Genomic DNA, 332 nt, shown 5'->3' with positions numbered 1-332 from the left:
CTCATGCAGCCCCCCATCGTCACCGAGGCACAGATGGCCTTTGCACTCAATGACACCGGTCAGGTGGCGCACGAGACAGAATGTGTTTTCGAGATCACCCGGGAGGCACAACTGACATCCGCGCCCCCGGACTGGCGCACGTATCTCGTCCGGACATGGGGCAAACCGCATCATCCGGTAGCCGCGGCCCTGCCTCGCACAAAGGCGGAAGTGTCACACTGGAACCAGTGGGTAGCTGAAGGCTGGGCAGATGGAGAAAAGCAGGAAACCGAGATCTTCCTCTCCGATCTGTCGCGCCTGCAGCGCGACATTACCGGCATGGCCCGCTACCG

The 332-nt window shown here is 61.7% G+C and carries 1 protein-coding gene; it reads left to right on the top strand.

The genetic code is table 11. The annotated features are described in order from the left end of the window. Window positions 1-332: type IV secretory system conjugative DNA transfer family protein (locus B7449_RS17970; protein WP_048883994.1), on the top strand; the 332-nt coding region annotated here is incomplete at both ends.

The organism is Komagataeibacter intermedius TF2, from assembly GCF_000964425.1.
GTDB classification, from domain to species: domain Bacteria; phylum Pseudomonadota; class Alphaproteobacteria; order Acetobacterales; family Acetobacteraceae; genus Komagataeibacter; species Komagataeibacter intermedius.
Note: the sequence above shows the minus strand (reverse complement) of the source record. Positions and strands in the feature narration are given on the sequence as shown.